At 41.4% G+C, this 15,080-nt stretch carries 18 protein-coding genes; 10 read left to right on the top strand and 8 right to left on the bottom strand.

Annotation, left to right across the window (positions count from 1 at the left end):
- Positions 1 to 121: 121 nt before the first annotated feature.
- From MTT09_RS07295 to glyS, 9 genes are all read left to right on the top strand, one after another.
- Positions 122 to 607 (top strand): 3-isopropylmalate dehydratase small subunit, encoded by a 486-nt coding sequence (locus MTT09_RS07295; protein WP_002941843.1) that lies wholly within the window; start codon positions 122 to 124, stop codon positions 605 to 607.
- Between the two features lie 9 nt (positions 608 to 616).
- Complete coding sequence (gene leuB / locus MTT09_RS07290; RefSeq protein WP_429803376.1) at positions 617 to 1,684, top strand: 3-isopropylmalate dehydrogenase; 1,068 nt, start codon at positions 617 to 619, stop codon at positions 1,682 to 1,684.
- Positions 1,681 to 1,926: a hypothetical protein gene (locus MTT09_RS07285; RefSeq protein WP_002941772.1), complete on the top strand. Its 246-nt coding sequence runs from the start codon at positions 1,681 to 1,683 to the stop codon at positions 1,924 to 1,926. The genes leuB and MTT09_RS07285 overlap by 4 nt, the downstream gene beginning before the upstream one ends.
- Positions 1,908 to 2,348, top strand: a complete 441-nt coding sequence (locus MTT09_RS07280; protein ID WP_429803375.1) for a CiaD-like domain-containing protein — start codon at positions 1,908 to 1,910, stop codon at positions 2,346 to 2,348. The genes MTT09_RS07285 and MTT09_RS07280 overlap by 19 nt, the downstream gene beginning before the upstream one ends.
- Positions 2,308 to 3,480, top strand: a complete 1,173-nt coding sequence (locus tag MTT09_RS07275) for a CCA tRNA nucleotidyltransferase (protein WP_429803374.1) — start codon at positions 2,308 to 2,310, stop codon at positions 3,478 to 3,480. Before MTT09_RS07280 ends, MTT09_RS07275 begins: the two co-directional genes overlap by 41 nt.
- A 74-nt stretch (positions 3,481 to 3,554) precedes the next feature.
- Complete coding sequence (locus MTT09_RS07270; protein ID WP_429803373.1) at positions 3,555 to 4,034, top strand: tRNA (cytidine(34)-2'-O)-methyltransferase; 480 nt, start codon at positions 3,555 to 3,557, stop codon at positions 4,032 to 4,034.
- The gene (locus MTT09_RS07265; protein WP_429803372.1) at positions 4,031 to 5,413 is read left to right on the top strand and encodes an endonuclease/exonuclease/phosphatase family protein; all 1,383 of its coding nucleotides are present in this window, start codon (positions 4,031 to 4,033) and stop codon (positions 5,411 to 5,413) included. Before MTT09_RS07270 ends, MTT09_RS07265 begins: the two co-directional genes overlap by 4 nt.
- A gap of 3 nt (positions 5,414 to 5,416) precedes the next feature.
- Positions 5,417 to 5,569: a hypothetical protein gene (locus MTT09_RS07260; RefSeq protein WP_162141601.1), complete on the top strand. Its 153-nt coding sequence runs from the start codon at positions 5,417 to 5,419 to the stop codon at positions 5,567 to 5,569.
- Complete coding sequence (glyS, locus tag MTT09_RS07255; RefSeq protein WP_429803371.1) at positions 5,566 to 7,584, top strand: glycine--tRNA ligase subunit beta; 2,019 nt, start codon at positions 5,566 to 5,568, stop codon at positions 7,582 to 7,584. The genes MTT09_RS07260 and glyS overlap by 4 nt, the downstream gene beginning before the upstream one ends.
- A gap of 42 nt (positions 7,585 to 7,626) precedes the next feature.
- Here glyS and MTT09_RS07250 read toward each other — a convergent pair whose 3' ends face one another.
- The 3 genes from MTT09_RS07250 to MTT09_RS07240 form a co-directional block, all read right to left on the bottom strand.
- On the bottom strand, positions 7,627 to 8,220 hold the full coding sequence (locus MTT09_RS07250; RefSeq protein ID WP_429803370.1) for a phosphoethanolamine transferase: 594 nt from the start codon (positions 8,218 to 8,220) through the stop codon (positions 7,627 to 7,629).
- Between the two features lie 79 nt (positions 8,221 to 8,299).
- Positions 8,300 to 8,698 carry a sulfatase-like hydrolase/transferase gene (locus MTT09_RS07245; protein WP_429803369.1) on the bottom strand — a complete coding sequence of 133 codons (399 nt, stop codon included), beginning with the start codon at positions 8,696 to 8,698 and terminating at the stop codon, positions 8,300 to 8,302.
- 77 nt (positions 8,699 to 8,775) lie between these two features.
- Positions 8,776 to 8,925, bottom strand: coding sequence for a phosphoethanolamine transferase domain-containing protein (locus MTT09_RS07240; protein ID WP_429803724.1), 150 nt, complete (start codon positions 8,923 to 8,925; stop codon positions 8,776 to 8,778).
- On the opposite strand from MTT09_RS07240, the gene MTT09_RS07235 reads away from it, so the two are divergent.
- On the top strand, positions 8,882 to 9,052 hold the full coding sequence (locus MTT09_RS07235) for a hypothetical protein (protein ID WP_429803737.1): 171 nt from the start codon (positions 8,882 to 8,884) through the stop codon (positions 9,050 to 9,052). The genes MTT09_RS07240 and MTT09_RS07235 overlap by 44 nt on opposite strands.
- A 153-nt stretch (positions 9,053 to 9,205) precedes the next feature.
- Here MTT09_RS07235 and MTT09_RS07230 read toward each other — a convergent pair whose 3' ends face one another.
- Genes MTT09_RS07230 through alaS form a run of 5 tightly spaced genes read right to left on the bottom strand, consistent with a single transcriptional unit; the run spans position 9,206 to position 15,048 of the window.
- Positions 9,206 to 9,520, bottom strand: a complete 315-nt coding sequence (locus MTT09_RS07230; protein WP_429803368.1) for a helix-hairpin-helix domain-containing protein — start codon at positions 9,518 to 9,520, stop codon at positions 9,206 to 9,208.
- A gap of 8 nt (positions 9,521 to 9,528) precedes the next feature.
- Positions 9,529 to 11,457 (bottom strand): transglycosylase domain-containing protein, encoded by a 1,929-nt coding sequence (locus MTT09_RS07225; RefSeq protein ID WP_429803367.1) that lies wholly within the window; start codon positions 11,455 to 11,457, stop codon positions 9,529 to 9,531.
- Complete coding sequence (gene maf, locus MTT09_RS07220; protein WP_429803366.1) at positions 11,454 to 11,996, bottom strand: septum formation inhibitor Maf; 543 nt, start codon at positions 11,994 to 11,996, stop codon at positions 11,454 to 11,456. The genes MTT09_RS07225 and maf overlap by 4 nt, the downstream gene beginning before the upstream one ends.
- The gene (locus MTT09_RS07215; protein ID WP_103607660.1) at positions 11,996 to 12,493 is read right to left on the bottom strand and encodes a 3-isopropylmalate dehydratase; all 498 of its coding nucleotides are present in this window, start codon (positions 12,491 to 12,493) and stop codon (positions 11,996 to 11,998) included. The genes maf and MTT09_RS07215 overlap by 1 nt, the downstream gene beginning before the upstream one ends.
- On the bottom strand, positions 12,490 to 15,048 hold the full coding sequence (gene alaS, locus MTT09_RS07210) for an alanine--tRNA ligase (RefSeq protein ID WP_429803365.1): 2,559 nt from the start codon (positions 15,046 to 15,048) through the stop codon (positions 12,490 to 12,492). The genes MTT09_RS07215 and alaS overlap by 4 nt, the downstream gene beginning before the upstream one ends.
- Positions 15,049 to 15,080: the final 32 nt, after the last annotated feature.

Below are 15,080 nucleotides of genomic sequence, written 5' to 3'. Positions count from 1 at the left end.
ATGCACATCGTTTAAAAGACCTTAAATTTACCCACATTAACCGATAGCTGCCGAGTTTTGATTATTTATTTAGCTTCTTTTGGTTAAAATCAGCCCAAATTTACAAAACTAAAGGTTAAAAATGAAACAAGGCAAAGTTTGGAAATTTGGCGATAATATCGACACTGACATCATCATCGCCGCAAGATATTTAAACACTTCAGACGAAAAAGAGCTAGCAAAACACATCATGGAAGACGCTGACCCTAAATTTAGCTCAAAAATAGCAAAAGGCGACATCATCGTAGCTGGCGAAAATTTTGGCTGCGGTAGCTCAAGAGAGCACGCCCCGTTAGCGCTAAAAGAGGCTGGCATAGCAGCTGTTGTGGCTAAGAGCTTTGCGAGGATTTTTTACAGAAATAGCTTTAACACAGGGCTTTTGATACTTGAGATAAAAGAGACTGATGAAATAAACGAGGGCGACACGCTAAAGATCGACGTAGATAACGGCGTCATCGTAAATGAAAGCACAAAAAAAGAGTATAAATTTAACGCTATTCCGCCATTTATGCAAGAGCTTTTAAACGCTGGCGGCCTTATTGAGTACGCAAAAGCGAAGATGAACTAAGGAGCGGCGATGAAAAAATATAAAATTTGCGTTATAAAAGGCGATGGCATCGGCCCTGAGATCATCGACGAGGCGATAAAGGTTTTAGACGTTGTAAGCGCTGAGTTTGGTATCAAATTTGAGTATGACTACAAGCTTATGGGCGGCGCAGCCTACGACGTTTTTGGCGAGCCACTGCCAGATGAGACGCTAAGCTCAGCACTTAGTAGCGACGCTGTGCTTTTTGGAGCGATCGGCGGCGAGAAATGGGACAGCCTGCCAAGACACCTAAGGCCAGAGAGCGGGCTTTTAAAGATCAGAAAAGAGTTAGAAGCTTATGCAAATTTACGCCCAGCCATCATCTTTGACGAGCTAGTGGATGCTAGCACGCTAAAGCCAGAGGTTTTAAAGGGCGTTGATTTTGTCGTGGTTCGCGAGCTAACTGGCGGGCTTTATTTTGGCCAGCCTAGAGAAAAAGGCGAAGATAGAGCGTTTAATACGATGGTTTATACTAAATTTGAGATCGAGCGCATCGCAAAGATCGCCTTTGAGACGGCTATGCTTCGCAAGAAAAAGGTCTGCATGGTCGATAAGGCAAATGTCCTTGAGACAAGCCAGCTTTGGCGCGAGGTGACTAGCGAGGTGGCAAAGGGCTATCCTGAAGTAGAGCTTAGCTTTATGTATGTAGATAACGCAGCGATGCAGCTAGTAAGGGCGCCAGCAAATTTTGACGTCATACTGACTGAAAATTTATTTGGCGACATTTTAAGCGACGAAGCGAGCATGGTTTGTGGCTCGATAGGACTTTTACCAAGTGCTAGCATGGGCGGCAAAGTGGGAATTTATGAGCCTATCCACGGCTCAGCTCCAGACATCACAGGGCAGGGCATAGCAAATCCGATCGCGACCATTTTAAGTGCGGCGATGATGCTAAGATACGCTTTTGGCGAGAGTGAGGCGGCAAATGCGATAGAAAATGCCGTAAAAACAGCGCTTGCAAAGGGATATAGAACAAAAGATATCGCCGCTTTTAACGCAGTTGAAATTTGCTCAACAAGCGAGATAGGCGACGTGATAGCAGGATTTATCAAAAAATGAAAAACACGATCACTGAAGCACTGATCTACGAGGCGCAAGGGCTAAAAGATGATGCGCTTGAAATTTACAAGAACATCTTAAAACAAGACCCATCAAACAAGGACGCCCTTAGCGCGATAAACCGTCTGAGCGGACTTCGCAAGGAGCGCGTGATAAAAAACGAGCAGATGAAAGAGTTTTTTATCAGGATGAAAAGTGACGAAGAGATAAATGAATTTAAAAGGTGGTTGATAAGATTATGAAGCTTGATGATATCGCTAGGATGGCCATTAGTGAGGTTAGCGCCGAGCTTGAGAAGATAGAGGCACTGCAAAACAAAAAGCAAGAAGAGCTTGAAAGGGAGAATTTAAAAAAAGAGCTTTTAGCGATGGAAACTGCTGATGAACAAGTGTTTGAAGAGCCAAAAGTAGAGGCAAGTGTGCTAAGCGTGTCAAGTGCGCAAATCGAGCCAGAGCCAAAGGTAACGCAAATTTTGCCAAAGAGCAGAGAGATAAGTGATGAAGAAATTTTCTTAGCAAACCTTGCTGAGCGCATCGAGGTGCTTTTTGAGGGGCTTAAACAAACTAGCGAGCAAGACCTTAGCCAAAGGCTCGAGCTAACGACTAAATTTTTAGAATTTACCCTTGCAAACATCGAAAATAGACTACAAAATCTCTCAAAATAATAAATTTGAGGCAAAAACTGGTACAAGCATTTATAAAAATAGCGAGCTAGACTTTTTTAGATCGCTATTTGCCCCTTTTAGCAAGCGCGTCTATCTAGTAGGTGGCTGCGTGAGGGACGCGCTTTTGGGGCGAGAAATTTATGACTATGACATCGAAGTTTATGATATAAAGCCAGCTAAATTTGACGAGCTAATGGCTGGTATAAGAGCTAGTGGTGTTGGCAAAAGCTACTTCATCTATAAATACAAAAACTACGATCTTGGCTTGCCTAGAAGTGAGAGCAAGACTGGAAATTCGCACAAAGACTTTGCCGTAAGCTACATAAATGATCCAAGCCTTGCAAGCCTTAGGCGTGATTTTACAGTAAATGCCATGATGATGAACATCTTTAACGGCGAAATTTTAGACTTTCATGGCGGTAAAAAGGACCTTGAGAGCAAAACGCTAAGGCACATCGATAGTGAGAAATTTAAAGAAGATCCACTAAGGGTGCTTAGGGGCGTGCAGTTTAGCGCTAGGCTTGGTTTTAGCATAGCTGACGATACGATCGCACTCATGAAAACGCTTGATCTAGCGCATCTAAGCAAGGATAGGATAAATACCGAGCTTATTAAATTTTTTCGCTCAGAGCATCTTGAAAAAGGGGCGTTTTATCTTTTTAAGCTCTCTCTTTTTGAGCAAATTTTTGGCGTGCAAATTTGTGAGAACGATGAGTTTTTGAGCGAACTTAAGAGTGCTAGGAAATTTGTAGATGATGAGCGGCTATTTTTGTATATGCTTTTTGGTAAATTTGAGCTTGACGCAAAGGATATTTTAGAAAAAATGCGCCTACCAAAGAGCTACTTTTCTATCTTAAAAGAGCCATTTTTTAAAGCTATGCCAAGTGATAGCGAGCTACTAAAAATCGCTCTAAATATGCCCATAAAATCATGGCTGGGAGCTTATAACAAAGAGCGCATAGAGCGTGCAAAAGAGCTTGGAGTTTATGAAGCTAAATTTGACGCAAAGGTCGATGTGAGCGAGATCTTATCGGCTGGCTTTAAAAATGAGATGATCGCCTTTGAGATAAAACGAAGACAAGAGCTTGAAATTTCAAGCTATCTAGCCAAGCGCAAATTTAGAAAATCTTAATCTTTAAAACTCTTAAAAGCCCATTTTGGCTAAAATGAGCCAGTTTATAACACTTTTTAAGGCAAGAAAAACTTATGTTCAACATAGTCCTAGTCCATCCTCAGATACCGCAAAACACCGGAGCTATCGGCAGAATGTGCGTCAATGCAAATTTAAAGCTGCACATCGTTAAGCCAACCGTGTTTGACTTGAGCGAAAAGGCTGTTAGACGTGCTGGGCTTGATTATTGGAAAATTTTAGATCCACAAATTTGGGAGAGTTTGGATGAATTTTTGGAGACAAATTTAAGCCACAAAGAGCGATTTTTCTTTGCTACGACTAAGACAAACAGACTTTACTATGACGCTAAATTTGAGCCAGGAGATTTTATATTTTTTGGCGGAGAGAGCACAGGGCTTCCAAGAGAATTTATGGATATAAATTTTAAAAATGCCATAACGATCCCGATGGGAAAAGAGGGCAGGAGCTTAAATTTAGCCATGAGTGCTGGCATCATCGCGTATGAGGCGATCAGGCAAAACATCTCTAAATTTGACTTTAGGAGCGAGGTTTGAGAGCGCTCTTTGCATTAGTTTTTGCCGTTTTTATGGCGTTTGCTAGCGAGATAAGCATCGCAACTTATAACGTGCAAAATTTATTTGACTGCAAGGACGATGGCAGCGAATATCCTGACTTTAAATCTAGCACTTCAAAGTGGGACTGCGAGGCGGCTAGCTCGAAACTAAAAAGAACAAGGCAGGTCATAGACGCTATAAATACCGACATCATCGCACTTGAAGAGGTTGAAAACGAGCAGGTTTTAAGGGCTTTGGTTAGTGGCAGTGAGTATAAATTTATAGCCTTTAGCAAGGCAAAAAACTCTCCAGTCGGGCTAGCTCTTGTGTCAAAGATAAAGCCAAGTGGTAGTGAAATTTTTGAAGTGCCAAATGTAAAAACTAGAAACATTTTAAAGGTCGTTTTCGAGGTGGAGGGTAAGAAATTTAGCGTTTTTGTTAATCACTTCCCAGCTTATAAAAACGGCATAAATATGCAAAAAAAGGCCGAAAGAACGCTAAGAGCAGCTCTTGGCAATGAGCAAAATGCCATAGTTTTGGGCGATTTTAACTCACCTTATGGGCAAAAATCCATCTTAAATGATATCATCGCAACTCGTGGATTTTACGATCTTTATAGCTTTTTAGCCCCAAAAGATAGATACTCTCATGCAGTCCATGGCAAAAAGCGAGCTATTGATCACGTTTTGCTCTCGCCTAGCTTTATGGCAAATGGCGACCTAAGCTACGTTGATGGCAGTTTTGAAGTCTTTAAGCCAAACTTTGTGCTTGATGAGCATGGCTTTGCAAAGAGCGATCTTTATTCAGATCATTTTGCACTTAAATTTAAAATCTCAACTAAACCAAGTCCTGCTAAATCAAATGAAAATTTAAAAAAAGAAGCTAAAAAAGTAGAAGAACAAAACTATAAAAAAGCTGATATAGAGACGCTTTTTGAGCATCCTGAGGCCATGCCAGCACTTGTGGAGCGAGCCGTTGTCATCTTAAAAGATAAGCATGGCTTTATCATCTCAAAAAATCACCGTGGAATTTACGTTTTTGATCCTAAAAATAGCGTCGGCGTGGGCGATGAGCTTGACATTTTGATTAGGCGAGTGAAATTTTACAAAGAGACGCTTGAAGTGAGCTCTTATGAGATCATAAATGAGTATGGCACAAAAGAAGTGAGCGAAAATTTACTTGATAGCTCAAAGCTAAGCATTGCAAGAAGTGGCGATGTGATCGCTAAAATTTCAGGCAAGCTAGAGGGCGGCTACTTGCATACGCCACATGGCAAGATCAGAGTTTATAGCAAAAAAAGACTAAAAGATGGCGAGTATAGCTTTGAGCGGGCGAGGGTAAAAATTTATAAAAACGAAAAAGAGATCGTTGTGGAGTAGATGGTGCAAATTTTAGATATTTTTATGATCGCAGCGTTTGTTTTGTTTGTGATATTTATGATAAGAGGCGTCATTTTGCAGGCGCAAGAGAAGGAGAGAGCAAGAGAGATGATAAGAGAAAAAAGAGAAAATTTTAATAAAAAGAGTGAGATATGAAAGAGTTGTTACTAGAGATCGGAGTCGAGGAGCTCCCAGCGATACCATTTTTAAGGGAGTTGCCAAACATCAACGCTAAATGGCAGGCTGTGCTTGAAAAATATAACATCAAAAGCGAGTTTAAATTTTACTACACGCCGCGCCGTTTGGTCTTTTTCCATGAGAAATTTCCGCAGGCTCAGCCAGATAGCGTGGCTAGCTTCGTTGGCGCGCCAAAGCAAGTAGCGCTAAAAGACGGAGCTTTTACAAAGGCTGCGCTTAGCTTTGCAAATAAATGTGGCATAAGCGAGAGTGAGCTTAAATTTAAAGAGATAGACGGCAAAGAGGTGCTTTACTACGAAAAAGAGGTAAAAGGTGAGCTGGTTGCTAAGATAATGGGCGACATGGTCGAGGAGTTTTTAAAGAGCCTTAGCTTTGGCAAGTCTATGCGCTGGGGCAACGGTGAGTTTGAATTTATCCGCCCGATAAGATCGTTTTTGTGCTTGCTTGGAGATGAGGTCATTAAATTTAACAAATTTGGTATAGAGAGCAGTAACTCTACATATCCACACAGAAGCATTAGCTACGACATGATAAAAATTTCAAATATAAAAGAGTATTTTGATGGCTCAAAGAGCCGTGGCGTAGTGCTTGAAGCGAACGAGAGAGAGAAGATAATCCTTGATGAGTTTGAAAAGATCAGCCAAAAAAGTGGGCTAAAGATCGAGATAGATAAAGATTTGCTAGCTGAAGTAGTGGCGATCACTGAGTATCCAACAGCGCTTCTTGGCTCCTTTGAAGAGGAGTTTTTGGAGGTGCCAAGCGAGGTCATCATCACATCGATGAAAGAAAATCAGCGCTACTTCCCAGTCTTTAAAGATGACAAGCTAGCAAATGGCTTCGTTGTCGTAAGCAACGCCATCACAAAAGACTACTCACTCATCATCAAAGGCAACGAAAAGGTGCTAAGAGCAAGGCTAAGTGATGCGATGTTCTTTTGGCAAAGCGACCTTAAGGCCGAATTTAGCCCAGAAAAACTAAAAAATATAACCTACCTAAAAGAGCTTGGAAGTATCTATGAAAAGGAGCTCAGAGAGCTAAAAGTGGCTAAAAAACTTGCTAGCAACTATGGTGAGCTACTTAAAAAAGAAGCTGGCGAGTACGGAGCTAAGCTGGAGCGAGCTGTGATGCTAAGTAAGGCTGATCTTACAACGCAGATGGTTTATGAATTTACCGAGCTTCAAGGCATCATGGGTGCTTACTATGCAAAGGCTAAAAATGAAGATGAAAACGTCGTTTTAGCCATAAAAGAGCAGTATCTGCCAGACGGCGAGGAGGCGCAGTGCCCAAGCAAGGTCTTTAGCTCGGTTGTGGCGCTTTCAAATAAGCTTGATACGCTAATGGGACTTTTTAGTATCGGTAAAATCCCAAGTGGCACCAAGGACCCATACGCTCTAAGACGCGCGGCAAATGGCATGATAAAGATCGTTTTGGCGCATAATCTGAAATTTAACGTAAAAGAAATTTTAGAAGACATCGCAAAAGATTATAAGAAATTTGACGTCGAAGTGCTTATAAATTTCATCCTTGATAGGCTCTACACCTTCTTTGACGTAAACGCTTCTATCGTAAAAGCGTGCATAAAAAGCGGTGAAAAGGATATCTTGGAGCTAACTAAGATGATAGAGGCGCTTGCTAAAATTTCAAGCGAGCCAAATTTTAGGGAGAATTTCTCGACATTTAAGCGCCTTGCAAACATCATAAAAGATGATAAATTTAGCAAGGTCGATGAAAGCCTCTTTGAGATAGATGCTGAAAAGGCCTTAAATGACGCATTTAAAGCCGTCGATAAGAGCCTAGCATACGAGCCAAGGCTAAAAGCACTATTTGCACTAAAACCGCAGATAGATGAGTTTTTTGATAAAGTTATGATAAACGTTGAAAACGAAAAAGTGCGAAATAACCGCATCGCGATCATCGGTCAAATTTATAGCGAGATATTAAAAGTAGCTGATATAAAAGAGATCAGCTTTTAAATTTGTGCCAGCTTCGGGCTTTGCCTAGGCTGGCTTTTAAATTTACTTCTTAAAAATATCAAATTCTGGCTCGTAAGCCTTAGTTTTTACCCCAAAATATCCAAGAACTGAGCTAAAGATAAAATCATGCGAAAGACTTTCGTCTTTTCTAGTTTTTAGTCTTTTTAAAAGCTCACTATCGCTTGAAAAGATGATAGCTGGGATATGTTTTTGCTCATCTGGAGCGATAGAGTAAGGCAGTCCGTGTAAATATATGCCATTTTCGCCTAGGCTCTCTCCGTGATCTGAGAAAAAGAACATGGCAACTTCAAATTTATCTTTTCTTGCTTCAAGGGCGCTTATCAGCTCGCTTTGTAGATAGTCCTCATATAAAATGGTGTTGTCATAGGTGTTTGCTATCTCATCTGGCGTGCATTTGTTTAGCTCGGCAGTGTCGCATGTTGGGGTAAATTCTTTAAATTTGCTTGGGTAGCCTTTGTAGTAGATAGGGCCATGTGAGCCTTGCAAATGTAGCACGATAAATGTAGTGGAATTTGCATCTTTTATGACCTTTTTTGCCTCATCAAATATCACTTCATCAAAGCCAGCTGCTCTGTGCTCTGAGGTGTGGTTTTGATCAAGATTGTCGCAAACCACTACTTCTATTTTTTTTCGCAGCCACCGCTATTGTTGCCAAAAAAGTATGTTTTTATGCCAAGTTTATTGATGATATCAACTAAATTTTCACGAGCCTTAGCCTCGCGGTTGCTAAATTTTCTCGCTTTAAGTCTGAAAATAGACAAGGCACGCTAGTCTCTGTGGCAGTTCCGCATGAGTAGAAATTTGTAAAACTTACTACATCTTTTTGCTTGGTAAATTTGTTTGTATCGTTTTTAGCGTAGCCATTTAGCGAGTAGTTTTTGCTTCTTTGTGTCTCGCCAACTATCAAAACTAAAATTTTCTTTTTATCGTTTGTGAGCGTTGCGTCATCTGCCACGTAGGTAAAAGGGAGCGGTTTTTGCGCCAAAGACTTTGCTAATCTTATGCCAGAGTAGATAGGATAGTATGGGAGTAAAACGCTTGAGGCGTTGTAGCTCTTTAAAAAATGGTATAAAAATTTTAGACATGAGCGCAAAGATTATAGCTGCACTTGCCAAAGTGCTAAGGGCTATTTTTACCCTTGATCTAAGCGCACTTTTAAAACCTCCATAGCTAATCTTTACAAGCGCTACATATACGCAAGACATTTAATAGCATGCCTTTATCTATAATGACGCCGTAAGTTTGCATAAAGTAAGCAGATATGCTGCTAATTGCGATGAGAAAGATAGCAAGAGGTTTTAGTAAAAATGGTACAAGCAAAATGCAAAAAACTCCAGCAAAGAGCAAAAGAAAAAATATGCTAAGTAGAGCAAAAAGCAGTATAGAAAAAGACAAAGTGTCGCCCGATAAAAATCCTAAAAATACGCCCTTAAATAAAAATATGTAGTTTATGAAAAACATATAAGCTACAAATAAAATTAAAAATTACAAAAAGCTTATATGTCTTATTTTGTCGATGTTTAGCATTTCTAGCCACCTTCTTTCAGGGGCGTAATGATAGAGCTAAAATGTAAATGGCTAGAAATTTATAAAAGAAGAATTATTTTTTCTTTTTCTTGCTTTTTAGTTTCTTGCTTTTTGACTTCTTTTCAGGCTCAGTCTTTTTCGCCTTTTGGCTATCTTTTACACTAAGCTTTTCTTTGACCTTTTGCATGTCGTTAAAGCCGATGCCTTGAACCTTCTCAAGCTCCTCAACACTTGTAAATTTATGAGCTTTTCTATACTTTATGACGTTTAGTGCCTGGCTTTTGTTTAGCCCAAGGCTCATTAGCTCACTCTTGCTAGCTGTGTTTAGATCAGCGCCATACGCAAGGCTTGCAAGCGCTAGGCAAAGTAAAATTTTTAATCTTTTCATCTTATCTCCTAAAATAATAATCCATCGTTTTCTTGATCTTGAATGATGTCATTTGTTGGCGTATTTTGCGGCAACGGCGAGTCGTTTGTGTAGTACTCATCAGCGCCGTTGTAGTATCCTTTATAGACGCCATCAGGCTGTTCAAACGCACGCCTTAGAGTAGGGTAGAGCTTGATATAGCCCTCCATAAATTTCTTAAAGACAGGCGCCGCTGTCCTGCTGCCACCCTCGACCTTTTTCATAGGGCTGTTATCGTCGTTTCCGTACCAGATGATGGCCTCGATATCAGGCGAATAGCCGCAAAACCAAGCATCGATGCTGTTGTTTGATGTGCCAGTTTTGCCAGCGATCTGGATGCCATTTACCTTTGCGTTGCGTCCGGTGCCGTTATTTACGACATTTTGAAGCAAGGTTGTCATCAAAAATGCCTGCTCAGGTTTTAGCACCTGCTTCTTTTGTGGCTCATAGTCCATAGACGCGCCAAAGCTATTTTCTATGTGCTTAATGAGTGTAGGCTCGACCACTTCGCCATCGTTTGGAAACATCGAGTAAAATTTTGCAAAGTCAAGTGGTGAAATTCCAAAGCTTCCAAGTGCGATTGATAAATTTTCAGGGATATCGTTAAAGCCCATATCCGTAAGCTGTTTGCGAACTGAGCTAAGACCAAGATCGTTTAGTAAATTTATGGTTGCGAGGTTGCGAGACTGGGTTAAGGCTGATTTTATCGTGATGTAGCCCTGAAAGCCGCCGCTATAGTTTTTTGGCGTCCATTCTTTGCCATTACCCATGTCAAATGTCCTAGCGATGTCAGCTACTTGAGAGACGACTGAGTAGCCACTATCAAGGGCTATTTGATAGATAAATGGCTTAATGCTTGATCCTGGCTGACGCTTACTCTGGGTGGCGCGGTTGTAGCTACTTTTTGCGTAGTCGATGCCGCCAATTAGAGCTAAAATTTGTCCGCTTTGTGGATGAGTGACGACGATAGCACCATTTAGCATCTCTGGATTTGCCTTTTTATCTCTTTTTAAAATTTCATTGTAGCCATAGACTAGAGCGTCCTGAGCGATCTTTTGCACGTTTAGATCAACTGTGCTTTGTATCTTGTAACCGCCAGTTTTTATATCATCAAATTTCTTTGAAGCCTCTTTTATGATCTCATCGACCACGTAAGGAGCTTTGTTGCGTGTGAGCGTATCGTCAAAGACTGCTGGCTCTTCAAGCACGCCCTTGCGGTACTCATCCTCATTTATCCAGCCGATGCTATACATCCTCTCAAGCACCCTGTTTGCGCGGCCAAGCGAGAGGTCAAGGTGCTTTGTGGGGTCATAGGTACTTGGCGCTTTTGGCATGCCAACTAGCATCGCTATCTCTTTTATGCTTAGCTCATTTAACTCTTTTCTAAAGTACCCCTCTGCAGCCGTTTTTATGCCGTAGTAGCCGTGCCCAAAATATACGTGATTTAGGTATCTTTCGATGATGTCCTCTTTGCTAAGCTCGCTTTCAAGCTTCATGGCAAGCACGACCTCTTTTATCTTTCTTGTAAATTTCTTCTCGCGGCTTAGGGCTAGGTTTTTTATGAGTTGCTGAGTTAGCGTAGATGCGCCTTCTACTAGCTTTCTAGCCTTGATATCCTTTATCGCCGCCCTTGCCATGGCTTCTACGTTGATACCGCCATGCTCAAAGTAGCTCGTATCCTCGATAGCCACGAGCGCTTCGATGACACGTGGAGGGATGTCGTTATACTTTACGTAAATTCTGTTTTCTTCAAAGATATTTGCGATGAGTTCGTTGTTTCTATCAAAAATTTGTGTCGCAAGCTTTGGCTTGTAGTCGATGATGGTATAAGCGTCAAATCTCACCTGCGAATAAAAGTATAAAAACGCTCCACCAAGTGCGACGGCAACTACAAAGATAAATGCCAAGATATATTTCATAAAAATGCCTTTAATATTTTTAAATTTAGCCCCATTGCCGTGCTTGTCTCGCCGTGCTGGGAGATGATGTATTTTTTATTAAAATTTTCTATCGTCATGGCTCCAGCTTTGCCTCGCCACTCGCCACTTTCTAGGTAGCTTTTTAGATCTTGCTCGCTAAATTTAGCAAATTTATATGTGGTCTTGCTCACATTTATAAGCTCAAATTCGCCTAAAAATATCATCGCCGTATAGACGCTACACTCATTGTCACTTTGTAAATTTAGCATAGCAAGTGCTTCGTTTTCATCCTTTGCCTTGCCTAAAATTTTATCCCCACAAGCCACGCAGCTATCTGCAAAGAGTAAATTTGTAAGCTTTCCATTTGCCTTTAAAAACTGCTCTTTTTTAGTTTTTACGACGTTTTGGACGTAAATTTCTGGTTTTAGGCTCTTTGCTATCATACTCTCATCAAAGCTGCAAGAAATTTGTTTAAATTCTATCCCAGCATTTTTTAATAAATTTGCCCTTGTTGGCGAGCTAGAAGCAAGAGTGATCATCAAAAGCCCCTATAGCTCACGCCAAGATAGACAGCCGCAAGCGAGGCTAGTAAATTTAGCGGCGTGAAGTAGTAGATGATGACGATTAGGCTATCGTTTAGCTCGATCATCTCGTGTGATCTTAGAGTTTTTAAAGCCTTTTTGTATCTATAAAAGATGTAGCTTAAATTTAAGAGTAAAAATAGCTCTATCGCCCATTTGGTCGCTACTATCGCACTTGCCATCGGATTTTGCATTTTGCCATCATCAAAGTAAAAGATCATTATCAGGCTAGTTAGTGCGATGCCAAGAACTAGCGCAAAGATAGCTAGTCCAAAGCGTCTTATGATGTGAAGCAAGATGTGATAGCGCTCTTTATCTTCAAATTTATTTTTTATAAAATAGCTTCCAGCAAGCACCAAACCAGCTTGTAGCCCTATAAAAAGAGCTACGAAGCTAATGTGCAAGAAGATGATTAGTTGATCAAATTTAAAAAAAGCGATCTCTTGATGAATCATTTTTCTAAAGCTTGCCTTGCATACTCAAGTGAGCTTTTTATGGCATCTTCGATGGCTAGAGCGTTTTTGCCGCCAGCTGTTGCAAAGTCGTCTTTGCCACCGCCATTGCCGCCAAGGATTTGCGCTGCAAATTTAACCCAAGCACCAGCTTTTAGTGGAGCATTTTTCACGCCAGCTGCAAGAGAAATTTTACCCTCTTCATCAACTTGAATTAGCAAGATCGCAGCCTTTTCATGCTCATTTTTAAACTCATCTATCAAAGTTTTTATGTCACCACTATCGATACTAGCTACGCAAAGCTTAGTATCATTTACGTTTAAAAAGGCTAGGGCGTGAGAGTTTTTAGCATTTTTTAGCTTATCTTTTAACGTTTTTAGCTCGCCTTTTAGCTTTTTGACGGCATTTAGTGGCTCGGCGCTCTTTAGCTCTTCTTTTAACTCTTCAAGCTCAGCTCTAAATGACCTTGCTAAATTTAGCGCAGCTCTTGAGCAAACAGCCTCTATACGCCTAACGCCAGCACTTACGCCGCTCTCTTTTGTGATGAAAAACGATCCGATCTCATTGATATTTTTCACGTGTGTTCCGCCGCAAAGCTCTTTGCTCACATCGCCAAAGCTTACAACTCTTACTTTGTCGGCATATTTTTCGTTAAATAGCGCGATCGCCCCGCTTTTTTTGGCCTCTTCAAGCTCCATAACCTGCGTTTTTGCATTTGCGCCATTTACGATCCACTCATTTACTAAATTTTCAACCTTAGAAATTTCCTCGCCGCTTAGCGCTTTTGGATGCGAGAAGTCAAATCTTAGCCTGTCTGCCTCGACGTTTGAGCCAGCTTGAGCGATATGAGTGCCCACAACTGCTCTAAGCGCTGCGTGAAGCAAGTGTGTAGCGCTGTGGTGACGTGTGATCTCCGCTCTATCGCTGCTAACTTCAAGCTCAACTTCGTCGCCAACTTTTAGTGCCGCGCTAGTTTTTACTAAAGATAAATTTAGTCCGTGGAATTTCTCAGTATCAAGCACATTTGCCTTGCCTGCTATCTTGCCGCTATCGCCGCACTGGCCGCCACTTTGAGCGTAAAACGGAGTGGTATCAAACATCACCCAGCCCTCTTTGCCAGCATCTAGACTATCAACGTTTTTAAACTCTTCATCAAGCAGGGCTAAAATTTTACCTTTTGATTTAAATGTCTCGTAGCCTACAAATTTGTTTTCGCCAAATTTCTCTAAAAGCTCTTTAAAATCGCCCTTCGCGCTCTTATCTCCACTGCCTTTCCAAGCAGCTTTTGCACGTGCTTTTTGCTCGCTCATAAGCTCATCAAACTTTGCCTCATCGACCTTTAAGCCCTTTTCTCTAAGCATATCAGCCGTTAGGTCAAGTGGGAAGCCAAATGTATCATAGAGCTTAAACGCAGCCTCTCCGCTAAAAATCTCTTTTGTATTTTTTAGCTCACTCTCAAATAGTTCAAGGCCGCTTGCGATAGTCGCTAAAAATCTCTCTTCTTCAAGCTTGATCTGCTCTTTTACAGCCGCTTTTTTCTCATTTAGATAGGTGTAGTGCTCTCCCATGAGCTCGCAGACTTTATCGACAAGTTTATACATAAATGGCTCTTTTATGCCTAGCAGGTATCCATGGCGGATCGCACGGCGTAAGATGCGACGAAGGACGTAGCCACGGCCTTCTTTGTCAAATGTCGTGCCTTGAGCTAGTAAAAATGTGACAGAGCGGATGTGGTCGCTTATGACGCGGTAGCTTGCTCCACTTTCATAGACGTATGGTTTGCCACAAAGATTTGCTACTTCGCTAATTAGCGGCATAAAAAGTGAGCTGTCGTAGTTGCTAAATTTACCCTGTAAAATAGCCGTAACACGCTCAAGCCCCATGCCAGTATCGATACTTGGCTTTGGTAGCGGGCTTAGTTTGCCATCACTACTTCTTTCATACTGCATGAAAACGAGGTTCCAAATTTCTAAAAATCTGTCGCCATCGCCGCCCATGTAGTCTTCTGGTGTGTTAAAGTGCTCAGCGCCTTGATCGTAAAAAATTTCACTGCAAGGGCCACATGGTCCAGTATCGCCCATCTGCCAGAAGTTATCATGGTCGCCAAAGCGGTAAATTCTCTCTTTTGCGATGTGAGTGCTCCAAATTTCAAACGCCTCATCATCAGTCTCATGCACTGTGACGTAGAGCTTATCTTTTGGTAGTTTTAGCACCTCTGTGACAAATTCCCAAGCGTAGGCGATCGCCTCTTTTTTGAAGTATTCGCCAAAGCTAAAATTTCCAAGCATCTCAAAAAATGTGTGGTGGCGCGCTGTATAGCCGACGTTATCAAGGTCGTTGTGCTTTCCGCCAGCTCTTATGCAGGTCTGACAGCTGGTGCGGATAGGTGGCGTTGGGCGTGGCACTTCGCCAGTAAAAATGCTCTTAAATGGTACCATGCCAGCATTTGTAAAAAGTAGTGTTGCATCGTTTGGCACGAGTGGTGCAGAAGCTACTACTTCGTGACCTTTTGATTTAAAAAAATCAAGATATGCCTTTCTTATATCTAAATTTTGCATTTTTATCCTCGTTAGTTTTAAAATTTTGCTTG

The organism is Campylobacter concisus (genome assembly GCF_050447505.1).
GTDB classification, from domain to species: Bacteria; Campylobacterota; Campylobacteria; order Campylobacterales; family Campylobacteraceae; genus Campylobacter_A; species Campylobacter_A concisus_BP.
The sequence above is the reverse complement of the archived record's forward strand: the minus strand, read 5'-3'. Positions and strand labels throughout refer to the sequence as shown.

Coding starts and splice junctions, on each gene's coding strand:
- MTT09_RS07295 (WP_002941843.1), top strand. CDS start 122: ATGAAACAAGGCAAAGTTTGGAAATTTGGCGATAATATCGACACTGAC.
- leuB (WP_429803376.1), top strand. CDS start 617: ATGAAAAAATATAAAATTTGCGTTATAAAAGGCGATGGCATCGGCCCT.
- MTT09_RS07285 (WP_002941772.1), top strand. CDS start 1,681: ATGAAAAACACGATCACTGAAGCACTGATCTACGAGGCGCAAGGGCTA.
- MTT09_RS07270 (WP_429803373.1), top strand. CDS start 3,555: ATGTTCAACATAGTCCTAGTCCATCCTCAGATACCGCAAAACACCGGA.
- glyS (WP_429803371.1), top strand. CDS start 5,566: ATGAAAGAGTTGTTACTAGAGATCGGAGTCGAGGAGCTCCCAGCGATA.
- MTT09_RS07235 (WP_429803737.1), top strand. CDS start 8,882: ATGAGAAAGATAGCAAGAGGTTTTAGTAAAAATGGTACAAGCAAAATG.
- MTT09_RS07230 (WP_429803368.1), bottom strand. CDS start 9,520: ATGAAAAGATTAAAAATTTTACTTTGCCTAGCGCTTGCAAGCCTTGCG.
- MTT09_RS07225 (WP_429803367.1), bottom strand. CDS start 11,457: ATGAAATATATCTTGGCATTTATCTTTGTAGTTGCCGTCGCACTTGGT.
- maf (WP_429803366.1), bottom strand. CDS start 11,996: ATGATCACTCTTGCTTCTAGCTCGCCAACAAGGGCAAATTTATTAAAA.
- MTT09_RS07215 (WP_103607660.1), bottom strand. CDS start 12,493: ATGATTCATCAAGAGATCGCTTTTTTTAAATTTGATCAACTAATCATC.
- alaS (WP_429803365.1), bottom strand. CDS start 15,048: ATGCAAAATTTAGATATAAGAAAGGCATATCTTGATTTTTTTAAATCA.